Raw genomic sequence first — 19,359 nt, forward strand, 5'->3', positions numbered from 1 at the left:
GTGCACCAATTTATAAAACATTAAAATTCATCTTATGAGAAAAATAATTCTACTTATTACATGTATGTTCAGTATTTCAGTTTTCTCTCAGATTAAAGTGTTGAAAAATGAAAGTTTGGTGGAAATCGGCAAAGATAACTCTGTTGGTTTATACAAAAAAGAAGACAAATTTACGGTCAACTACCAAGACCTGAACACCAGCAACCTGAATACGATCAGATCTTTTTCTTTTCAAAACCTGAATGGAGACGTTGCAGGACTATATAAACTTATTCTGGACGGGTTTATCACTGTTCCTGATGAAAATGTAGTATTGGAGCTTCCCAATGATATTATTGAGCTTCATTATGAAAAGAACTACGGTCAACCAACCGTACAATTCATCCAATACATCAACAAAAACCGTAAATATGTTGGAAAATCACAGTTTCTAACACAAAAACAGGTTGATAAGATTTTTGGAAGAACCAACGGTAAGTATTCTATGTATGACAAGCCCGCTACCATTAACCAAGGTACGGCTACAAAAGGTACTAATACAGCTTCTACTGCTACCCCCGCATCTGGTGGGAGCAAGAAAAAAGCAAGAAAATAATTATAATTTAAAAATATTGCGAAACTCATTCCATCGAATGAGTTTTTTTATTTTATTTTTGCAGAAAGACATTAAAAATTATGCCGCTTCAGATTATCAATTTAACCAAAAAATTTGGTGAACAGACTGCCCTAAATAACATCAATATTTCTATTGACAAAAATGAGATCATTGGTCTTCTTGGCCCTAATGGTGCCGGAAAATCGACATTGATGAAATCCATTGTAGGAGCACTGAAAATTGATCAGGGAGAGATTATTTTTAATGACCTGAATATTTCCGAAAATGAAATCCAGAGCAAGAAGAAAATAGGTTTTCTTCCTGAAAACAATCCACTTTATCTGGAAATGTACGTAAAGGAATATCTTCAGTTTGTAGCCAACATCCATAAAATCTCTGAATCCAGAGTAGATGAAGTGATTGAACTGGTAGGAATTACTCCAGAAAAATCAAAAAAAATCGGACAACTTTCAAAAGGATACAAACAACGTGTTGGATTGGCACAAGCTATTATCCATCAACCGGATCTGTTGATTCTTGATGAACCTACCAACGGTTTAGATCCTAATCAGATTCTGGAAATCAGAAATGTAGTAAAAGAGATTGGCCAACAAAAGACAGTTCTGCTTTCCACCCACATTATGCAAGAAGTGGAAGCACTTTGCTCAAGAGTAATTCTTATTCATAAGGGAAATATTCTTCAGGACTGTCCTATTGATGAGTTCAAAGGCAAATTCAACAGCTTAGAAGAGGCCTTTGCCAGCTACACTGCTATATCTAATTAAAAATTCACCCTCTTTAAAAATCTTCTTTAACACTTAAAATTATTTAAGTGGCAACTCTTTATGTCCATAAAGCACATCTAAGTATTTAGAAATTAGACTTTATTCCTCTGAGGTTATAGCAAATCTTTCGATTTCACGGGTAATTATGTAGTAACTTTCTCATTATTATAATTCCAAAAAATGGCGCCATATTTGATGATGTTTGAAAAGTAAACCAATAACCATTATAATATGATTAAGTATTTCTTATTAGGAGCATTTTCTTTAGCTCAGTTTTCTTTTGTCTACGCTAAGGAAACCCCGAATGATTTAAAGATTGACAACATTTCTCTTCATTCTACTTTTCAAAAGATCCCTAAGACGGTAATTATTAAAACTAAAAAATTTAAGATTAGAATTGATAAACAGCCTAACGGTAAATATCTTTATCAATCCTGGAATGCCGGTGCAAAGATCACAGCTAAACCAAGCATGATTATCAGTGATGGGGAATTAATTCCTGATGGAACGGGAGGAAATTATTATATCAACTTCAATAATGACGGCCACAGCTATCAGGTTTGGAGAAATTACCTTACTGACTCAGCCAAAAAAGCGCCTTATACACTGGTCGTATATGATACAAATGATCAAGAAATTGTACGTCAGGACGGACAGGTTGTAAAAAATTAATATAAGATTAGTTTGAGCAGATGCTGGAAGAGAAACATCTTTTCCAGCATCTTTTTATTATGCGCCGGATTGGCTTAGTCCTATAAGAAAACGGCTGCCATCATAACTTTCTTTTGCGGCTTCATATCCTATATTAAAAATCTGTTCAAGACGGTCTTTTCCGCGTTCAAATGTTCCGTAGGTGGCCAGTTTTTGGGAAGATATAAACCAGTCACAGTAATCGAATTTTACCTTTTCTATTCTGTAAGAAAGGAGATCATAAGAACGGGAAACAATAGCCTTAATTGAATTCAGATCTTTGATTTTGGCTTCATTGGGTGGTGACACAAATACCCCAATAAGTTTATCACATTCATCTCTGATGATATCGGCAGGAAAATTATTCAAAACACCTCCATCACAGTACATTTCCTCTCCAATAATGTAGGGCGTTGTAATTCCGGGGATAGAACAAGAGGCTATAATGGCATCTACCACTTCAAAATCTCTATCAAAAATTTTCTGAGTTCCGCCAACCAGTTCTGTAGCTACAATCTTCACATCAATATCCAAATCGCCCAATTTCATATCATGAAAAATAGGCCTTAAATAGTTTCTGAAAATAACTGAGGAAACCAATCCCGGCTGGTTAAAAGCAAAATGCTTCCAATTGAAAAAATATACTGAATTGAAAAATTCCAGAATTTCATCCGGGCTTTTCCCGATGGCATGAAGACATCCAACAATAGATCCTGCACTACAGCATGAAAGAGTATCTATTTCTATATTTTTTTCCTTTAAGAATTTTAATACCCCTGCATGAGCGATGCCTTTGGTACCGCCGCCTGACAAAACTAGTCCTACTTTCTCAAAATTCATTGAATAAATGTATGAAAACAGCTTGAGATAATTAGGTTAATTTTTATAAATATGCTGATTTTAAAGTTATTTTAACAAAATCTCATTTTTAAAAATAAATGAAAATTACTTCTTTTTAAAAATTACTTAACTTAACTGATCATAAAATACACTGATATTTTGAGACAAATTAGTCATCAATCATAAAAAAACGCTCATAAATATTCAATCAAATATTCATGAGCGTAATGTATTTTATTTTTAGTCTAATACTCTTATTTCAACAAGTATTCCTGCATAAATCTGATCATTGCCAAACGCTGGAAATCTACATTTTCTTTTTTCCTGAATCCATGTCCTTCGTTTTTAGCTTCAAGATACCATACGGTTTTTCCTTGTCCCTTTAGCTTGTCACGCATTTGGACAGCTTCGGAAACAGGAACTCTTGGATCATTGGTTCCTTGTACAATAAACATTGGCTTTTTAATCTTATCAATATTATTGAGAGGAGCAATCTTAGTAAAGAATTCGGCCATTTTAGGAATTCTTTCATCCCCATATTCCACTCTTCTTAGATCACGTCTGTACTCTTCTGTATTTTTAAGGAACGTATTAAAGTCCGAAATCCCTACTACATCCATAGAGCATCTGATTCTATCAGCATATTCATACGCTGTAGCCAGTGTCATAAATCCGCCGTAGCTTCCACCTGTAATCATAATTCTATCCTTATCCAGTTCTGGCTGCTGCGCAACCCAATCTAATAAGGCTCCTATATCTTTCACAGAATTCATTCTCAGATATCCGTTATCTGCTGCGATATAAGTTTTTCCAAATCCTGAAGACCCTCTTACGTTAGGATAAATCAGGGCAATTCCCATTTCATTGGAGAAATAATTGGATCCCCCCAAAGAACTCGCCATTGATTGTCCCTCAGGGCCACCGTGAATAGAAATCAAGACCGGTCTTTTACCCGTGAACTTTGCTGACGCAGGATAATAAAAACCTGTAATTTTCATTCCGTCAAAGCTTTTCCAGTCAATCAATTTTGGAATAGCCATATCTGCGGGCTGCATTTCACCAAGTTCGCTTTCTGTCCATCTTTCAATATTCTGAGAAGCCATATCCATTTTATAGATATCCGAGCCGGAATTGGCTGTTGATTGTGAGAAATAAACCGTTTTTCCATCTCCGGAAAACTTACCTCCTCCGATAAGCCCTACAGGAATTTTACTCACAGCTGCATATTTCTGTGTATTTGTATCTAAAATATATAGTTTATTGATTCCACTTTCATTCGTAATAAAGGCAAGCTTAGACTTATCCTTGGATAAATCATAACTTTCAACATTCCATGGAATGGAAGTCGTCAGATAATTATTTTTTTTAGTTTTTAAATTAAAAACGGCCAGTCGACTGAACTCATTATCACGGTCTGTAACGTAGTAAATTTCATCCGGATTTTTCCCGAAAGAAGCATTAAGCTGAACAATTCCTTTTTCTTTTCGGTCTGTAATAGGCTCCAGTTTTTTTGTTTCCAAATCATAAAGATATAAATAGGAATCGTTAGCAGAAACATATTCTGTGATCAATAATTTTTTATTGTCATTAGAAATATCGTTGATTCCCCAACCACCACCTTTCAGTTCTAAAACAAGCTGGGTTTCTTCTGGTTTTAAAGGGTTCATATAATAAATATCACGATCTCCTCCATTTCTTTTGGTGGAAGTAAAATAAAGTCCGGAACCATCTTTTTTCCAGGTAATCCCACCGTTTTGAGACCTCCCGCCATCGGTAAGAAGTTTAGACTCCATCGTTTTCAAATTCAGGCTGTAAAGCTGTCCAAATTCATTCCCGCCTGTATCTTTTGAATACACAAGATATTCTCCTTTTATAGGCTCATAAGAACCCGTATTCACAGGCTCCTCAAAGAATGTAATTTGCTTTCTCGCACCCATTGGTGTAATGATCTTATGCAGCTGATTTGTTGAACCAAAACGAGTAACTGCAAGAATCTCTTTACCATTAGGATGAATATCTACAAGGCTTGCATTTCTTCCTTCTGAATATTTTTTAATGGCCTGACCTAAAGACTTTGGAATAGGCAATATATTTTCTGCAACGAGATTTTCGTTGGGAGTTACAAATTCATTTTTATTTTGTGCCTGGGAAAATATTCCCGCCAGCATAAAAAGGGCTATGATAGATTTATTTCTCATGTTAAATTTTTACCGAAATTAGTTATTTTTCACAAAAAAACCACAGATAAAATCTGTGATTGTGTGATTAGAATTTTTATTTATTTACCTTTCAAATAGGCACATTATTCATTATTATATAATTCAAGAACTTTGATAAGATCTTCATCTTTTTTTGATTTATCAACTAATGCCAGAAGTTCAGGATAATCTTTCAATTTTTCTTTAAGATTATTTTTAATACTAGGATTAAAAAAACCGGATTCATTGGTAAGCTTTCCATCTTTCTGATCAATTAGAAAATCTACTTTATTCATTTTGTAGCCAACCAGTCCAACGTAAAAGTAATCTCTATACCAACTTATTTTACCATGATATACTATTTCTATAAGACCAAAATCATTTTTAGCAAGATGAAGTGATGTTGAAGAAGTAAATTTTCTTATGACATTCTGAGGGTCTGTAACTTCCATATAATCAATATCAAATTCACTTATCACATTCTTATTTCCCAAAGAATCCAACATATTCACTTGTTTGATGTAAGTAGCGGCTGAAAATTTTTTGTTAGTAAAAATCCCAATATTTTGAACTCTTGTTTTGATCGTATCTGTAGAGTTTTTTAATACATATTTTACAGGAAAATGATTTTCTTTATACTGAAACTGCTTCTGGGAAAATACAAATACAAAGCAGAGTAAAGAAAATAAAAAGGTAATTTTTTTCATGAAAATCAATTAAAAAAGCTCAGAAAAATCTGAGCTTTTGTTATATAAATTTCTGTATAATTTCAGATTAGATGTGAATTACTTCACCGTAAGCTGCTGCTGCTGCTTCCATAATCGCTTCAGAAACTGTTGGGTGCGGGTGGATTGATTTGATGATCTCGTGACCTGTAGTTTCCAGTTTTCTTGCTACTACAGCTTCTGCAACCATATCAGTTACTCCTTCACCAATCATGTGGCATCCTAACCACTCACCATATTTAGCATCAAAAATTACTTTGATGAAACCATCTGTATTTCCGTTAGCAGTAGCTTTACCACTTGCAGAAAGAGGGAATTTACCAACTTTGATTTCGTATCCTTTCTCTTTAGCCTGCTTTTCTGTAAGACCTACTGAAGCTACTTCAGGGTGACAGTATGTACATCCTGGGATATTGCCATAGTCGATTTTCTCAACATGCATTCCTTTAATTTTCTCAACACAAGTGATTCCTTCTGCAGAAGCAACGTGAGCCAATGCCTGAGTTGGGATGATATCTCCGATTGCATAGTAACCAGGTGCTGAAGTTTCATACCATTCGTTTACTAAAACTCTACCTTTATCTGTCTGGATTCCTACTTCTTCTAAACCAATGTTTTCGATGTTTGCAGCAATACCTACAGCAGATAATAATACATCAGCTTCAAGAGTAATATTTCCGTTAGCAGTTTTAACGTTCGCTTTTACTCCTTCTCCTGTAGTATCAACACTTTCTACAGAAGCGTTTGTCATGATCTCAATTCCTGATTTTTTCAGAGATTTCTCTAAGTGTTTAGAGATTTCCTCATCTTCTACAGGAACGATGTTTGGCATAAATTCTACAACAGTTACTTTTGTTCCCATTGTATTATAGAAATCAGCAAATTCTACCCCGATAGCTCCAGAACCTACAACGATCATAGATTTTGGTTGTTCAGGAAGAGATAATGCTTGTCTGTATCCAATTACTTTTTTACCATCCTGTGGTAAGTTTGGTAATTCTCTTGAACGTGCCCCTGTTGCAATAATGATATGGCTTCCAGTATACTCAACTACTTTACCGTCTTTATCTGTAACAGAAACTTTTTTACCTTTCTGTACTTTTGCAGTACCAAGAATTACGTCTATCTTATTCTTTTTCATTAAGAACTCGATTCCTTTGCTCATTTTGCTGGCAACACCACGGCTTCTCTGAATTACATTCGGGAATTCAAAGCTAGCTTCCACTTTGTTTAATCCATAATCTTCAGCATGGTTGATATAATGAAAAACCTGAGCAGATTTCAATAAAGCCTTAGTTGGGATACATCCCCAGTTAAGACAAATTCCACCTAAGTTTTCTTTCTCGATAATTGCGGTTTTGAAACCTAATTGCGCTGCTCTGATTGCAGTAACATATCCACCAGGACCACTTCCAATAACAATAATATCGTAATTCATTACTTTAAAAATTTTTATGCGAATTTAAGGAAAAATATTGGATGTTTCATGTTTCTATAATCTGATCTTAAAATGTATAAACAAAGCTGTTTTTATTAAATTTTAAACAAAAAAAGAGAACACAAAACGCATTCTCTATCAATAAATGTTATTTTATATTGAAAATTTATCAAAATCTAAATTGGAAAAACAGTCGTTTTCAATTTTAAAAACTGTAAGAAATCTGTATTATTTAGCCTGTCTAAGCAATCGTTTTTCAGTGGCATATCTTTGATTTAAGGCTTTCATCTGATCTCTCTTCATCTGTTTGGTGGCAAGCGGATGATTAAGAATCAATTTTTTCTCAATATTGTATTTTTTGGTAATTTCCTGCATTTTAATATTTACCATTTCGCTTTTTGAAGGATGTGGAGGTTCTGGCGGACGTTTTTGGGCAGAAACATTCATCGATAAACCTAATAACAATACTGTTGAAATTAATAACTTTTTCATGATGTCTATATTTTTGAATGCTTTTAATCAATTTATGATCAATTAAATACATTCTGGTTTACATAAAATGTACATATATCATACCATTATTTTTTTTGTGGGTTAATAGCTCGATACAAATTCTTCTACTCTTTAAATTAAAATATGGATCTAACTGTATATGAAAATATACATAAAATGATGTAAAACAATTTAATTATCAGGAGTTATTAAATCCCATTTAATTGATATTTCCTATTAAAATTAGAAGATAAAAAATTTCCAACAAACAGATTCTAAACACTATAAAACATATCACTAAATAGAGATTACAATTAAAAGATTATAAAAAATCACTAAATAGTGTATTTTTAGATTATTTTTTTTATAATTTTGTTCAAACCCAATTAAAAATAAAAATGAAATGAAAAAATACATCTTGGTTCTTTTGCTTGGAAGTTTTTTTGTAAATGCACAAGTAGGCATTAATACAACATCCCCTAATAGTACTTTAGCAATAAACGGTTCACTAGGAGCTGGCTATAGCCAGGTTACAGCCACAAATTATACCATCCTGCCTACTGATCATTATATAACTTATAATGGAACAAATAATGCTACATTTACTCTTCCCGTTATAGGAACCGGGACTAACAGCTATACCGGAAGAATTTATAAGATTAAAAACATATCTACATTTGGTATTACCCTTCAGGCATCAAGTGGTAACACGCTAAGAATTGACAATACACCGGTTGCCTCGTTTGTAATTCCTACAGGAGCTTATGCTGAAGTAGTCAATAACAGTAATACCACCGGTGGAACATGGGATCTATCCTTTACGGTTCTTCCTAAACCTAGTAATGTGGAAATTTATGGAGCACAAGTATCCATCCCTCCTCATGGAAACGGATCACCTGGAGTTAATGACTGGTCAAACCATGCTGTTACTACTTACGACACAGGAACAGGAACCGATGTATGGTGGGTTATCAGTAAAGCCTCTGTAACCAATGCCCATACGGCTGCTTATTCTAATACAAGTAGAATGACTATTGTTTATGAGTATCAAGGAGCGCCATTCAATGTTACCAATATGTACCCTATTCTTACTGCAGGAAATAATTCCAGCTTCCCTGATGTATTTACGGCATCCTTTGTAAGTTTGGCCAACAATGGTACAAGTGGAAGAACAAGATTGACAGTGTCTGTTGCCCGTATAGACTTCGTTGGGACTAACGGAACTAATAACAGTAACTGGACAGGAACTTTCTTACTGAATCTTTTACTGGCAAGGAAATATTAGAGACTTTAATTACATATTTAACTATTACAAATACAAAAGGCTGCTTTAAAAGCAGCCTTTTGTATTAGGTATTGGTATAATAACTTTATTACCTATTTCTTAATGATCTTTTCTGTTGTTGTAAAATTATCCGTTGTTACTTTTATCATATAGTTCCCTGAAGAAAGGTTAGATATATTTACGCTTGATGATACAGCAGGTTTATCTACCACTCTTCCTGTCATATCCATTATTTCAATACTCTTAATATTTTTAGCATCAATATTAATGTAATCTTTGGATGGATTAGGATAAATACTTATTTTATTATTTTTTACAATTGTATGTTCTGAAGTATTTAAAGCTGCATCAGAAATTGCCTCGGTTTTATAATTATCAATTGTAAGTGATGCACTTGACATATGAATAAGTTCTAATCTTATTTTATTTTCCTTAATACTCTGATTAGGAATCACATTATATTGAGGATTGGAGGAGTTTAATATATAAGTATTTGTAGGAGTTTTCCAACTAACTTCACCTGTCTCAGAATTATAGGTATACGAAATTTTTACTGGATTCGATGAAGAGTTACTCAACATTACATCATAAGTAGTGACTGTATTATCCGATTTCTTTACAACCTTTGCTGTTCCATAAATAGGTCCATTGGAAGAGGCGCTTCCCGTCCAGATTCCAACTATTTGTTGACCATTGGTATCAAAAACACCAATGCTACCTGCCATATAAATATTAGAGTTTAAAATATCTATTTCTCCTTTTATGATATTATTACCTACCTGTCTATTATTCCATAAATTCTGAAAATTTTGGTTCTTCTGTATTTCCACTATATTCGGTACATGGCTATAAGGAACAGTGACCTTAAGAACTTTCTCTCCGTTTAATGGCAATGCTTCCAAAACGGGGGCAGGGTTTCCAACAACATACCAATCAGTAATTGTACCATTGGGATAAGAATTAAAATTTTCATCTTCCAATACTTGTGAATACCCTAAAGCTGATATCAAAAATGATAATAAAAAAATACTTTTTTTCATAATTAATTAGTTTTTTTTGTAAAGGGCCAAAGATAAATCTTTAGATACAAATTTCAAAATAATCTTTAGAGTTTAAAGGAAAAACTGACTAATTCTTAAACAGGTTAGCAACGACTTCTTCAAAGGTCGGATACAAAAACTGAAATCTGCTTTTCATCAGATTTTCAGGATAAACATTTCTACTTTTGAGTAATAACTCGGTTTCTGTTTTCAGGAATATTGATGCTAATTCCAACTGCCAGACGGGAGCATTCATTCCAAACGGAATGTTTATCTGTTTTCTAAGCTTTCCCATCATTTCTTCGTTAGATATTGGATTAGGAGCCGTTATATTGATTACACCGCTCATATTTTCATTTTGAATAATCCATTCTACGGCTCTGCAAAAGTCTTCAATATGAATCCAGCTTACCATTTGGTTTCCTCTACCCTGTTTTCCTCCTAAGCCTAATTTTGTAATCATTCTCAACTTCGGAAAAGCTCCTCCATTATTTCCTAAAACGATGGAAGTACGAAGTGCTACTTTTCGGGTTTCTTCATTTTTAATCTTAAAAAATTCTTGTTCCCAGCTTTTGCATATATTCATTGAGAAATCATCTCCAATAATGCCGTCATCCTCTGTATTCAAATGTTTTTCTGAATGCACGTAAATGGTTGCTGAACTCGCATTCAACCATACTTTTGGTTTAGCCGTACACAGATTCACTGCTTCCTGCAGCACTTTGGTACTTTCAATTCTTGAAGTATAGATTTCTTTTTTATTCTTTTCATGATAACGGCAATCCACTGATTTTCCTGTAAGATTAATCAGAACATCTGCTTGTTCAAGAATATTTTTCCATTCACCCATAGTTTTTGCATCCCAATAGATTTCATTTTTACGTTTGGGTCTACGGGTAAGAATATACACTTGACTTCCTTTTTCTGCAAAGTGTTTTTCAAGATTTTCACCAAGGAATCCGGTACCTCCGGCTATAATTATTTTCATTTCTATAGTTTTTAAAATTTGGGATATGAGAAGCAAAATTCTATCTAGAAATTATTTAAAACTTGTCATATAATATACTTCTTTGTTTTCACTTCTATTTCAGAACCTTCTGCAAGCATTACTGAAACAGGTTCCTGATGATTCAGACACTCAAAATTTTTTCCGTAGAGCTTATTGAAATCTATTTCTAATTGATGCTCTTTCACCTCATAACAATCCCATTTCGGGTGGCATACTTCATATTCGGAGGTCGTATTTTCCTTTTTGGTAAAACCAAAATAATGTTCTGTGATAAATTCAAATTCTGAGTTTTCCTCCATAGGCTTTGCCTCATTTTCTGCTTTAATCTGAATGGAATGCCAGCTTTTATCTTTCCAAGAGTATTTAATCAATAACTCATCTTCTTTCTCGTGAATCAGATTTTTCATAGGCATGGTATGATAATTTTCCTTGTACACAGAATTCGCCACAAAACTTAAAGCCGGTTTTGGAACAATTTCCTTGATGAAAACCACTCCTCTTTTCCAGATTCCGTTTTCTTTTTTCTTTACATAAAATCTGAGATTTACTTCTTCGAAATTGCGGTGAAAAGGGATTGGCAAACCTAATAATTTTGTATTTAAAAACATGAATCCTACTAAGCTTACGTAACATTTGCCTTCGTAGAAATCCAGTTCTGTTCCCTCAGGCAGGTATTGTAATAATAGGTCTGGGCTGATCTCGTAATTGATGATGGCTAGTTTTCGCCATTCGGCTTTTAAAAAATTCATAATTGGATATGTTTTGTAATTTGATGAAATGGTATTCTATGTTAGATTAAGTTATAATCTCTTGGCTGGTAGTCGTAGAAGTAGATTCTGCTCTATTTTTTATCAATTTATTTCTTTCCAACAGAAAATTTCGAAGATAGTTTTTAAGAAAAATTGTGTTGAAAAGCTTTCCCACAATTCCTAATGGAGATTCAAATTCAAAGATGTCTATCATAAGTGTCTTCCCATCTACTTTCTTAAAAATATGTTGATGATGCAAGGATTTGAAAGCTCCTTTCTGCATTTCATCGGTAAACTGGCTGGGTTTATCCATACTTATAATTTTTGTGGTAAGAGTTTGATAAACACCCAAATGTTTAGCTTTCCAGGTTACGGTTTCATTTTCTTCAATGAAACCAGATGTACGTCCTGCAATTGCTTTTTCATGCGTTCTAGAAGTTGATTCTTGGTGCAGATCGATATTTCTTGCCCAATCAAAAACACATTGAATATCAGCGTTGATTAGGGTTTCTAAATAAATTCTTGACATATCTCAAAAAGTTTGCTTTTTATTTAATTCAGGAAGTGTTCTGTCGATTCTCTCGGCCAACTCAGGAAGCTTGATGGTGGGAACTGCAGGAAAAAGATGATGTTCCATGTGATAAAACATACTGAATGTTAATTTATTTTTCCAGAATCCCCGTTGTGTTCTTGCTATATTGGGATCTTCATGGGTATCATGGTGAACGGTCCAGACTGCAAAAAAGGCCATTAAAAATTCTCCAAAAATCATTACAAATACATGGTAGATCAGAAAATGGATTTGAAAATGAAATACAAAGAATATAACAATAGCTATTGAAGCCAGTTCCAAAAACATATTTCTTCTGTACATTTTATTTGCTTTTTTAAAGGTTACTTTGTGAATCAGAAACATATGTTTGGGTCCATAAAGAATAGCTTCATACCATTTCATTGAGGCAGATTTCCCCTCATAATCTTCTTCAGAAAGGCAAAATTTATGATGCCTGATGTGATTGAATTTTACAGCATGAATGGATGCCATCATGGTAAGACTGTTCAAATACAGCGATAGCCAAGTTAGAAATTTCCCTGTTCCTAAAGAATTATGAAAACCATTGTGAACCTGCCTAAGCGCTGTCAGGAAATAAAATCCTGAGAATGGTAATGCCAGCCAATAATATTCATTGTAAGCTAAAAATAATGAGATCAAAAGCCATGGCAAACTGATATTGTTTTCGATCAGCATTTCTTTCACAGAAAGTTTTTTAAGGTCTTTCCATTCTACTGCTTTTATGAGTTCAATATGATTCATGACTTTACTATTTAAATGGTTGTTAAAATAATAATGGCTAGGGCTGTTATTCTGAATAAAATCCATGAAATGGTTGGAAAATAGTTCAGTTGTAATATCTTACATCTTCTTATATGTTCCAGAAACATAATGAATACTACTATTCCAAAGTAAATAAGGTAGAAAACAGGAGAAAAGCTTGTTATCAAGACTGGAATTAAAAGCAGCGTACCTATTAATGAAACCGTCATCATATTTCCAAGGTAATCCCAAATTTTTTCCTTTAAATAAGCCTTTAAAAATAGAGTTTGCCAAAGGATCTGTCCTAAACATACAGCAAATTCTCTGAAGAAATTCGGAGTTAGGTTCATCCCAATTTTTCCTGAAAACATACTTAAAATATAGGCTGAAAAAATTGCTACAAATGCCATGTAACCCAGTCTGTACTTTAAATTAAAATCCGGTACACAAGATTGTGCTGTATTATCTTTCTTTGAGGGAATGATCTGTTTTCGATTATAAGAAACAAAAGAATACATTTTTTTGAAAAACCAATATAGAGGTTGTATTCTGGCTATTTTTTCCAACAATGGAAATGAATTTCCAATGATTAAAAGCAAACTATCTAAACCGTAAGTCACTTTATTTTGGTTGTGATCTACTAAAGCTATCTCATTTTTTGCCCTGTCAAAATCTATCAGGCTTCTATTTCTGTAGGATAATTCCGTGAAAGCTTCCCTACCCTCCTCATCAAGCATTCCTGATTTTGTAAATCCTTTGGAATATATATTACACATCGGACATTCATTGTCATAGATTAATGTGTGGTTTTTGAGTGTTTTCATAGGTGATTATTTTAGGTTCTTCTATTTCTAAAGTAAAGGATCAGAAATAAATGGATAATAAAATTTTTCATAATTATTATTAATTTAAAACTTTCAGTAATTTTTGAAACTTAATTTGAAATAAAAAAGGACTTTCATCCTTTCTCATCTATTTCAGCAGGTTGGTAATCTTCCCTACCAGCCAGTGATCATCACTCTTTATGGCCAGATCCATAATATTGTTGATCTTCCCGGTTACAGAGCTGAAGTCATTCATTAGTTTGATAAATTCCTTGGCTTCCTCTGATTCGTCATCATCAATATTTCTTAGTTCTTCCAGAAAAGAAATTACCGGTTCAATCTCTCTCTTTCTACGTTCCTTGGTGATTTGTTTGAAAAGGTACCAAACGTCTTTTTCAGCGACAAAGTACTCTTTTCTATCTCCTTTTATAAATTCTTTTCTTACAATCCCCCAATCTATCAAGGCACGAAGATTCATATTAGCATTTCCTCTTGAAATTTCAAGTTGCTCCATTACTTCATCAGTAGATAGTGCTTTACCACTTGCCAAAAGCAAAGCATGCACCTGTGCCATGGTACGATTGATCCCCCAATTGGTAGCAAAGGTTCCCCAGGTCTGAATGTATTTTTCTTTTGCTTCTGAAAGTTGCATTTTGTATACTTTTAAGATTCTGATACAAATGTAATTATATTTTTTGAATTTTCAATAATTTTTGAAAATTAATTTAAAATTATATTTCTCTCTCCTAAAAGCAGACCGTTCAATCTTCTATAATAAAGATTTTCAACATATTCTACAGAAAGAATAAAGCCGTCTTACAGGTTGTAAAACGGCTTTGATTTATATTAATACATGTTACCTATGGATTAATTTTTGTGGTTATTCCCTGATTCCAATATTTTGATTCCGGCATATAATAAAGGTATACATTACTGGATTTTCCGGTATAGCTTCCTGCAAATTCTACCTTTAAATCAAGCTGAATGGTTTTGGTTTCTTCTGCATCGAAATGTTCCCAATATAACACAAGATAGTTGTCAAAAATCTCATAGTAAGAAATTTGTTTTTTATCAATCAAATCTTTTAATAGAGCGCTCTGCAAAGTCAATCCTGCAGGAATACCAATTTTGGCAACCGTCATTGGCAGTTGACCATTGATTTTGTTTTTAACAGTCACAGTCATCCTGTTTGTATCCCCCACTATAGACTTTTCAGATTTAAGCTTTGTTTCCAAGGTTAAAGGAATATCAGAACTTGCAGGAGCTTGTAAGGTATAATATTCATATTCTAACTTGTAAGGGAGTCCTTTTTTCTGTGGATAATAGTCTATATCAATCTGGTTTTGACCTGATTTATAAACAGATGCAATACTTATATTAGGTGATACAACTACATTATTTATTTTAATAGTAGGCTTATCATTTCCATAAAGTTTTTCATTTTTTGAAAAGAATTCGGATAGGGTTTGTATGGCTAAGCTTGTTGCCTGAGTGGAACCAAATCCGTAATGTCCATTATTACTCAAAAGTTTATCGACAGTTTCGATAATTCTTGGTTGATTTAGCTTTTCATCTTTCTGTAATGCTATCATATAAAGAGAAAGTGTTTCTGCATTGGCAGATATTCCACCTGAACCAGTAAATGTTGTTTCAGTTTTAAAATTCTGATCTTCAAATTGTTTATTCAAAATTATCATCAAATCATTGTATTCTTTAGATTTTCCTAAGTGAGCAGAAGCATTAGCCAACAAAGCCAATTGATAAGAGTCCTTTGTTGATAAAGCTCTTTTTAATGTCACCTGATATGTATCTTCAATTTCATTTTTAAAGCCAATTTTTGATAGTGCATACACAACATACATATTTCTGGACCATGAACGTTCAGAATAAGGAGCTGTTCTTGATTCATATTCCTTTCGTACTTCGAAAAGCCCGTTCCTATTTTTCTTTGACAAAATAAACGTGGAAAGTCCCTGAATAAGCTTTGGATCTACAACTACATACTTTTTCAGATCTGTAAACTCCATTAGAGCAAATGCAGAAAGACTTATGTCTGATTCAGCAGTACTGAAATATCCGATGCCACCATCCTTATTTTTATAGCTCAGCATTCTTTGGAATCCTTTTTTCAGATTTTTAATCACCAGATTCTCTGTAGAGCTATCAATTTTCTTGCTTGATTTTAAATAATCCAGAATAAAGATATTAGGATAAACTGTGGATGAAAGTTGCTCAAAACATCCATATGGTTCTTTTTTCAATCTTTCCAGATCCTCAAACATCTGCAGGCCAATATTCTCAAACACATAATAGGATGAATTGAAGCTACCGTTAATATATTCCGGAATACTGAACTTTATATCTTCAGTATTATTATTGATTTTTGAATAGTAATGTGGAAAACCTTTTTCTTCTACTTTCAATGGAAGAATCATCGTTTCCCGGAATTCTCCTGATCTTACTGTAAACTGAATATTGGAATTCACAACTTCATCGGTCTGCATTTTGACGAACAATCTTCCTGACTCCAAGGGTTTCAGAGTAATCAAACTGTCAGCTTTCATCAGTTTTACATAGTTGGGAACAATAACATCCATCGTCATTGTTCGTGTTTGCTGGGAATTGTTTTTAATAACAACAGGAATGGTGATTTCATCAGTTCTTGTAAGATATTGTGGGATTTTAGTATCAATTGAAATAAGACTTTGTGCCGCATACGTAGTTTCATCTCTTCCTAAAAGTCCGGATGCCGCAATTCCTTCTGTAATGACTCTAAATGTCGTGTTAGCATCAGAGTTATAAAATTCAATTTTTGCTTTACCATTTTTGTCTGTTTCTACTACCGGATTCCAGTAAAGGGCTTCTCTATAATCAAATCTGTAAGAAGTATTGGTAGTTTTATACTCAGGATAAGCAAATTCACGACTTGTTTCATAGCTGGCAATCTTATTGCTTGGTATTGCCATGATTGCAAAATAAGATTTGGGAGTAATATCTAATTGCATTTGTGTCAGACTATTCATAAAAGAATTAATGATAATAACACCATTGGCAGCCCTGCTTCCGTAGATGGATGTAGCTGCAGCATCTTTTAATACAGTAACACTATTAATATTGCTGGGATTGATCATTGTATTAAAATTTTCTACTGGTATTCCGTCTAAAACATACAATGGACTTTTGTTGGTTAATGAACCAATTCCTCTAATCCTAATATTTCCAGCCGACTCACCTCCTGTAGGTGTTATTGTAACACCAGCTACTTTCCCCTGTAATAAATATCCTAAATTAGGTTCATTGATTTCAGAGCTTTTGACAACGCTTACAGACGCTATAGTAGCTTTTTTATTCATACCATACCCTACAACAACAACTTCTTCAATCATTTTGTCACTATCCTTATAATAAGAAGAGTCAGATTTCTTAAATTGTGTAGAATTTTTTGTTAGTACCTCCTTTGGTTTCTCCTTGATTTCAGCTTCTTTTATGATCTCTTCTACATCTATATTGCTAAGCTTCTGTTTAACCAAAGGGTTAATATCCAGATTATAAGATAGAATTTTTATATTTATTTTATGCTTTGGCTGAAAGGATTTAGCTATTATTTTATATGAATCATTATCCCCCATGCCTGAGAAGTAGAATTTACCGTTTTCTGCCGTTGTTTGTTTAAGAATCTGTCCGTGGGATGTTTCTACAAGAAAAACATTGGCCTTTACAGGCTTTTTATTTTCATCCTCTACAACTCCGTATACTGTTCCTTTCTTTTCAGGAAGAAATTTGTATTTACCTGTTTTAAGAACTTCAGGGATAGGTTCAAAATATCGATACCCGTTGGTTAGCATGACAAGATCTAAACTTTTATCTGCTTTTTCTTCTTTTTTGTCAAAATAAAACTGCGGTTTTTCAATCTTCCCTCTCAATTCGGAATCCATCAGCAGCCACGAAAGGATATGATTTTGCTTATCATCAGCATATGTCCAAAGCTTATCATCTACCACACTGATTGCGAGGTTTGCCGGCAAAGGTTTACTGTTTTCATCTGTAGTTTCAATATCCAGAATTACTTTTTCCCTTGGCTGGTAAAATTTCTTTACTGGTACTATTCTTACATTCATTTGTTGGTTTTTATTGGTAAAAACAACACGTTCTGCAAGAGGAATATTATTTTCCAATATAGTAAATCTGCAAATTCCAATTGGAAGCTCTTTTTCCTGTAATTCAAATGAATTGATCCCGTTTTTTAATATCAATTCTTTGCTGTAAATTTCTTTTCCACGGAAATTTCCCTTTAAAACAATTTTCTTTTCGTGGGTAGAAACTATTTTAAATAAAAGTATATTGCGTTCTGTCCTGATGTTTAACGTTATACCATCATTTTTTACTACAGGGAGATTATAAACCTGAATTATGTTTTCCGGTCTTATTACTTTTGCGTAATAATTATCTCCTTTTTTAGGGGTAAAAAGGAAACTTCCCATTCCAAAATTATAAGCAGAAACCTCTTCTACTTTTTCATGATTCTGGTTGTAGATACCCAAAACAGCATCCACTGGTTTTTCAAATTCATCCAGAACTTTAAAGGCAATATTCTGCTCTATCCCGTTGATAAAAGTACCTCCTTCGGGCATGAATTTTACATTCAGATTATTCAAAACAATAGGTATATTTCTTGAAATAGATTCTGTAAACCCATCAAAATTGACCTTGATATTCAGAAGTACATCTGAAGATTTCAAAACCTTAGGAAGTTTAAACTTTAATAGAAATTTCCCTTCTTTATCTGTGATAATCTTTCCTTCTGAAACGGTTTCTCCATTATGCATCACCATATAATCTGCCTCATAGAAAGGAATAGGCAGATTATTCAAACTTCTCATGGAAAAATCTGCTGTCACTTCATCACCGGGCCCATATCCTTTTTTAGGAAAATCAAGCTTCATTAAAATTCTCGGTGATACAATTTTCTGTAGGGTAATTTCTTTTTCAAAGGCATTTTTACCGTCTTCATTCTGCATCCAGTTAGTATAAGCCCTGATCTTGTAAATTCCGCCTTTCATATCATCTGCGAAAGAAAAATTCCCTTGCGCATACCCGTTAATAACTTCATACTTTTCTTTTTTCAGGACACTTCCACTTGGATCAATGACTTCAAAATTAACAATCTTGCTGTCTTCTGCTGGAAGGTTGTCTGTACCTTTTACTACGTATATTTTAAAGTACATTTCTTCACCGGGCTTATAGAAGATATGATTGGTCTGAATGTAGGTTTTCTCTTTTTCAAAATCCTGAAATGAATGCTGAGCTTTCAAAAGTACTGATGAAAGCAACAGGTTCAGCAATATGATATATGATGTAAATTTGAGATTCATGG

17 protein-coding genes are annotated in these 19,359 nt (G+C 33.5%); 4 read left to right on the forward strand and 13 right to left on the reverse strand.

Going from position 1 to position 19,359, the window contains the following annotated elements; all coding sequences use genetic code 11:
* Window positions 1-34 precede the first annotated feature (34 nt).
* The 3 genes from C1638_RS03755 (at window position 35) to C1638_RS03765 (ending at window position 2,052) form a co-directional block, all read left to right on the forward strand.
* The gene (locus C1638_RS03755) at window positions 35-595 is read left to right on the forward strand and encodes a hypothetical protein (protein WP_109618312.1); all 561 of its coding nucleotides are present in this window, start codon (window positions 35-37) and stop codon (window positions 593-595) included.
* 80 nt (window positions 596-675) lie between these two features.
* Window positions 676-1,380 carry an ABC transporter ATP-binding protein gene (locus C1638_RS03760; protein WP_109618313.1) on the forward strand — a complete coding sequence of 235 codons (705 nt, stop codon included), beginning with the start codon at window positions 676-678 and terminating at the stop codon, window positions 1,378-1,380.
* A 231-nt stretch (window positions 1,381-1,611) separates the two neighbouring features.
* A complete protein-coding gene (locus C1638_RS03765) occupies window positions 1,612-2,052 on the forward strand; it encodes a hypothetical protein (RefSeq protein ID WP_109618315.1) in 441 nt (146 codons plus the stop codon).
* A gap of 57 nt (window positions 2,053-2,109) precedes the next feature.
* Here the strand turns inward: C1638_RS03765 and C1638_RS03770 are convergent, their stop codons facing one another.
* The 5 genes from C1638_RS03770 to C1638_RS03790 form a co-directional block, all read right to left on the reverse strand.
* Complete coding sequence (locus C1638_RS03770; RefSeq protein ID WP_109618317.1) at window positions 2,110-2,910, reverse strand: patatin-like phospholipase family protein; 801 nt, start codon at window positions 2,908-2,910, stop codon at window positions 2,110-2,112.
* Between the two features lie 254 nt (window positions 2,911-3,164).
* Complete coding sequence (locus C1638_RS03775; RefSeq protein WP_109618319.1) at window positions 3,165-5,108, reverse strand: S9 family peptidase; 1,944 nt, start codon at window positions 5,106-5,108, stop codon at window positions 3,165-3,167.
* A gap of 104 nt (window positions 5,109-5,212) precedes the next feature.
* Window positions 5,213-5,815, reverse strand: a complete 603-nt coding sequence (locus C1638_RS03780; protein ID WP_109618321.1) for a hypothetical protein — start codon at window positions 5,813-5,815, stop codon at window positions 5,213-5,215.
* A 67-nt stretch (window positions 5,816-5,882) separates the two neighbouring features.
* Window positions 5,883-7,271 (reverse strand): dihydrolipoyl dehydrogenase, encoded by a 1,389-nt coding sequence (gene lpdA / locus C1638_RS03785; protein ID WP_109618323.1) that lies wholly within the window; start codon window positions 7,269-7,271, stop codon window positions 5,883-5,885.
* Between the two features lie 228 nt (window positions 7,272-7,499).
* Window positions 7,500-7,763, reverse strand: a complete 264-nt coding sequence (locus C1638_RS03790; RefSeq protein ID WP_228428014.1) for a hypothetical protein — start codon at window positions 7,761-7,763, stop codon at window positions 7,500-7,502.
* 403 nt (window positions 7,764-8,166) lie between these two features.
* On the opposite strand from C1638_RS03790, the gene C1638_RS03795 reads away from it, so the two are divergent.
* Window positions 8,167-9,048: a hypothetical protein gene (locus C1638_RS03795; protein ID WP_109618327.1), complete on the forward strand. Its 882-nt coding sequence runs from the start codon at window positions 8,167-8,169 to the stop codon at window positions 9,046-9,048.
* A gap of 92 nt (window positions 9,049-9,140) precedes the next feature.
* Here C1638_RS03795 and C1638_RS03800 read toward each other — a convergent pair whose 3' ends face one another.
* The 8 genes from C1638_RS03800 to C1638_RS03835 form a co-directional block, all read right to left on the reverse strand.
* Window positions 9,141-10,088 carry a T9SS type A sorting domain-containing protein gene (locus C1638_RS03800; RefSeq protein ID WP_109618329.1) on the reverse strand — a complete coding sequence of 316 codons (948 nt, stop codon included), beginning with the start codon at window positions 10,086-10,088 and terminating at the stop codon, window positions 9,141-9,143.
* Window positions 10,089-10,176: 88 nt separating this feature from the next.
* A complete protein-coding gene (locus C1638_RS03805; RefSeq protein ID WP_109618331.1) occupies window positions 10,177-11,076 on the reverse strand; it encodes a TIGR01777 family oxidoreductase in 900 nt (299 codons plus the stop codon).
* 65 nt (window positions 11,077-11,141) lie between these two features.
* Window positions 11,142-11,846: a YqjF family protein gene (locus tag C1638_RS03810; protein ID WP_109618333.1), complete on the reverse strand. Its 705-nt coding sequence runs from the start codon at window positions 11,844-11,846 to the stop codon at window positions 11,142-11,144.
* 46 nt (window positions 11,847-11,892) lie between these two features.
* Entirely contained in the window at window positions 11,893-12,375 is a 483-nt protein-coding gene (locus C1638_RS03815) for an SRPBCC family protein (RefSeq protein ID WP_109618335.1), read from the reverse strand.
* Between the two features lie 3 nt (window positions 12,376-12,378).
* The gene (locus C1638_RS03820; protein ID WP_109618338.1) at window positions 12,379-13,161 is read right to left on the reverse strand and encodes a fatty acid desaturase family protein; all 783 of its coding nucleotides are present in this window, start codon (window positions 13,159-13,161) and stop codon (window positions 12,379-12,381) included.
* Between the two features lie 11 nt (window positions 13,162-13,172).
* Window positions 13,173-13,985 carry a DCC1-like thiol-disulfide oxidoreductase family protein gene (locus C1638_RS03825; protein ID WP_109618340.1) on the reverse strand — a complete coding sequence of 271 codons (813 nt, stop codon included), beginning with the start codon at window positions 13,983-13,985 and terminating at the stop codon, window positions 13,173-13,175.
* 148 nt (window positions 13,986-14,133) lie between these two features.
* A complete protein-coding gene (locus C1638_RS03830) occupies window positions 14,134-14,637 on the reverse strand; it encodes a GbsR/MarR family transcriptional regulator (protein WP_076352193.1) in 504 nt (167 codons plus the stop codon).
* 208 nt (window positions 14,638-14,845) lie between these two features.
* Complete coding sequence (locus C1638_RS03835) at window positions 14,846-19,357, reverse strand: TonB-dependent receptor plug domain-containing protein (protein WP_109618341.1); 4,512 nt, start codon at window positions 19,355-19,357, stop codon at window positions 14,846-14,848.
* Between the last annotated feature and the right edge of the window lie 2 nt (window positions 19,358-19,359).

Source organism: Chryseobacterium oncorhynchi (assembly GCF_002899895.1).
GTDB classification, from domain to species: domain Bacteria; phylum Bacteroidota; class Bacteroidia; order Flavobacteriales; family Weeksellaceae; genus Chryseobacterium; species Chryseobacterium oncorhynchi.

Coding starts and splice junctions, on each gene's coding strand:
- C1638_RS03770 (WP_109618317.1), bottom strand. CDS start 2,910: ATGAATTTTGAGAAAGTAGGACTAGTTTTGTCAGGCGGCGGTACCAAA.
- C1638_RS03780 (WP_109618321.1), bottom strand. CDS start 5,815: ATGAAAAAAATTACCTTTTTATTTTCTTTACTCTGCTTTGTATTTGTA.
- C1638_RS03825 (WP_109618340.1), bottom strand. CDS start 13,985: ATGAAAACACTCAAAAACCACACATTAATCTATGACAATGAATGTCCG.
- C1638_RS03830 (WP_076352193.1), bottom strand. CDS start 14,637: ATGCAACTTTCAGAAGCAAAAGAAAAATACATTCAGACCTGGGGAACC.
- C1638_RS03810 (WP_109618333.1), bottom strand. CDS start 11,846: ATGAATTTTTTAAAAGCCGAATGGCGAAAACTAGCCATCATCAATTAC.
- C1638_RS03835 (WP_109618341.1), bottom strand. CDS start 19,357: ATGAATCTCAAATTTACATCATATATCATATTGCTGAACCTGTTGCTT.
- C1638_RS03790 (WP_228428014.1), bottom strand. CDS start 7,763: ATGAAAAAGTTATTAATTTCAACAGTATTGTTATTAGGTTTATCGATG.
- C1638_RS03805 (WP_109618331.1), bottom strand. CDS start 11,076: ATGAAAATAATTATAGCCGGAGGTACCGGATTCCTTGGTGAAAATCTT.
- C1638_RS03760 (WP_109618313.1), top strand. CDS start 676: ATGCCGCTTCAGATTATCAATTTAACCAAAAAATTTGGTGAACAGACT.
- C1638_RS03815 (WP_109618335.1), bottom strand. CDS start 12,375: ATGTCAAGAATTTATTTAGAAACCCTAATCAACGCTGATATTCAATGT.
- C1638_RS03765 (WP_109618315.1), top strand. CDS start 1,612: ATGATTAAGTATTTCTTATTAGGAGCATTTTCTTTAGCTCAGTTTTCT.
- C1638_RS03800 (WP_109618329.1), bottom strand. CDS start 10,088: ATGAAAAAAAGTATTTTTTTATTATCATTTTTGATATCAGCTTTAGGG.
- lpdA (WP_109618323.1), bottom strand. CDS start 7,271: ATGAATTACGATATTATTGTTATTGGAAGTGGTCCTGGTGGATATGTT.
- C1638_RS03820 (WP_109618338.1), bottom strand. CDS start 13,161: ATGAATCATATTGAACTCATAAAAGCAGTAGAATGGAAAGACCTTAAA.
- C1638_RS03755 (WP_109618312.1), top strand. CDS start 35: ATGAGAAAAATAATTCTACTTATTACATGTATGTTCAGTATTTCAGTT.
- C1638_RS03795 (WP_109618327.1), top strand. CDS start 8,167: ATGAAAAAATACATCTTGGTTCTTTTGCTTGGAAGTTTTTTTGTAAAT.
- C1638_RS03775 (WP_109618319.1), bottom strand. CDS start 5,108: ATGAGAAATAAATCTATCATAGCCCTTTTTATGCTGGCGGGAATATTT.